The organism is Anaerolineales bacterium, from assembly GCA_022866145.1.
In the GTDB taxonomy this organism is placed as follows: Bacteria; Chloroflexota; Anaerolineae; order Anaerolineales; family E44-bin32; genus PFL42.
The window spans coordinates 1-2,188 of record JALHUE010000524.1; the positions used below are offsets into that span (position 1 = coordinate 1).

Genomic DNA, 2,188 nt, shown 5'->3' on the forward strand with positions numbered 1-2,188 from the left:
CAGCAATCGCGGCCGGCGGTCTCCGCCTTCCGTCACGCCTCGGTCCTCAGATCCCGGGATTGGTCGACGATGCTCCGGATCTCGTCCAGCGTCATCCAGTTGGGGTTGCTGTCACTGGCGTAGCGGAAGTCCGGCGGGAGGGCCGCGCCTTGCTGCCTCCAGCCGTGACCGAACCACAGCGCCTCGGCCGGCTCGACGACGTACATGTCATCCAACTCGACCGCATGCCTCGCCTCATCCTCCGACAGCAGGACCTCGTGCAGCTTCTCCCCCGGGCGGATCCCGACGTGCTCGATCCGGCAATCCGGGGCGATGGCCTTTGCCAGATCGATCACCTTCATGCTGGGGATCTTGGGCACGAAGACCTCGCCGCCTAGCATCCGCTCGATGCAACCAATGGTGAATCGAACACCTTGATCCAGTGAAAGCCAGAAGCGGGTCATCCTCTCATCGGTGATCGTGACCACACCGGTCTGCCGCTGTCGCAAGAACACCGGCACAACACTGCCGCGGCTGCCGACAACGTTGCCATACCGAACACACGCGAATCGTGTCCCGGTGCCCGCGGCGTAAGCATTCGATTGGACGAAGAGTTTCTCGGCGGCGAGCTTGGTGGCGCCATACAAGTTGATCGGATTGACCGCCTTGTCCGTGCTCAGCGCCATGACCCGCCGCACGCCGGTGTCGAGGGCTGCCTCAACCACATTGCGCGCCCCCATGATGTTGGTCTGGATCGCCTCGAACGGGTTGTACTCGCAGGCGGGGACTTGCTTGAGAGCAGCAGCATGCACCACCACGTCAACGCCGTTCATCGCTCGCTTCAGTCTCGATTCGTCGCGTACATCGCCGATGAAGTAGCGAAGGCCGGGGTGATCGAACCCGAGTTCGCGCATCTCATGTTGTTTCAACTCATCGCGACTGAAGACAATCAGTTTTTGCGGGTGGAACTCGGCCAGCATGACCGCGACAAACTTCCGCCCGAACGAGCCTGTTCCACCGGTGATCAGGACCACCTGCTCACTCCAATTCATCTGCCGCCCCTTCTTCCCCGAGCACTCCGGGCTTCGAGAACACGAACATCGGGTATTGCCCTAAGCGCCCCAGGAGACGCGGGGCGGTCTCTTCCCAGCGGTGAAGCATTCTCAGCCAAACGCGTCCGAACAACCGCTCATGAATAAACGTTCTGAGGAATCCGGTGTTCACCGTTCGCCAAACCAGGATTTCGAGCGTGGGCAGGAAGTCGAGTTCCTTCCGGGCCCAGAGGTAGTCATGCTTGTAGGTGATCGTGCCGGTCGGAGCGCACTTCTCAGGGTCCCTATCCTTGGCGTCCTTGCGCTGGGCGCCAGGGATGGCCTGTTCGCCCCGGCGCCGCGCCAGCATCGATTGCCCGGCTCGCGTCGGCCGCTCCATCAGCCGCATCAACAGTCCCCCGTCACCCCAGGCATACACAACCACTGCCCGCCCTCCGGGCGCCAGCACGCGATACAGTTCCTTCAGGCCGCGCTTGTGCTCTTCGGCGGGGAGGTGGTGCAGGGTGTGCAGCGAGACCACGCCCTCGAAGACGGACTCTTTGAACGGCAGATTGGCCAGGTCCCCGACGACATAGGCGCCATGAGTCCCGAGGCGTGTGCGGGCTTCGGTCAGTGCCAGGCGGGAGATGTCCAGGCAAACGCGGCGGGAGAAGCCCCGCGAGTACTCCAGGTACTCGGGATACTGCACTGGCCCCGAGCCGGCATCCAGCAGCCTCTGACCCCGCTGCGGAAGATGTCTGCCCACCCGCAAATGACAGCGGTGGATGTACTCGCGTGACACCGGGCGCAGATCTTCGTACCGGGCATTCTGATACAGGCCATCTCCGACCACCTTCCAGCCGATCGAGTCGTAGAAGGCCTGCACCTGGCGCTTGATGTCCTTCTCGGCCATCGTCCCGCTTCACCCCGCCGAAGGCGGCGGGCGGTGCCACTCGAGAGGCTGGCCGGCAAGAGCATCCATGGCCTGACGATAGGGGGCCAAGCCGTCCGGAGCCAGAAGGGCCTCCATCGGCCGCGCGGCTTCATCCTCCCAGAAGCGCACCAGGTGCCAGGGGAACGGGAATGGATAGTCGAAGAAGAACCGGTAGGCGTAGCGCCAGGCGAGATCCACCTGCTCGCGGCTCAGTCGGTCGCCCCGCGGGCGGCGGACCAGGGAG

The 2,188-nt window shown here is 63.8% G+C and carries 3 protein-coding genes; all 3 read right to left on the reverse strand.

Going from position 1 to position 2,188, the window contains the following annotated elements:
• Positions 1 to 32: 32 nt before the first annotated feature.
• The gene (gene pseB, locus MUO23_15090; GenBank protein MCJ7514277.1) at positions 33 to 1,031 is read right to left on the reverse strand and encodes a UDP-N-acetylglucosamine 4,6-dehydratase (inverting); all 999 of its coding nucleotides are present in this window, start codon (positions 1,029 to 1,031) and stop codon (positions 33 to 35) included.
• Positions 1,018 to 1,923, reverse strand: a complete 906-nt coding sequence (locus tag MUO23_15095) for a class I SAM-dependent methyltransferase (protein ID MCJ7514278.1) — start codon at positions 1,921 to 1,923, stop codon at positions 1,018 to 1,020. The genes pseB and MUO23_15095 overlap by 14 nt, the downstream gene beginning before the upstream one ends.
• A 9-nt stretch (positions 1,924 to 1,932) precedes the next feature.
• Positions 1,933 to 2,188: hypothetical protein (locus MUO23_15100; protein ID MCJ7514279.1), on the reverse strand; the 256-nt coding region annotated here is incomplete at its 5' end.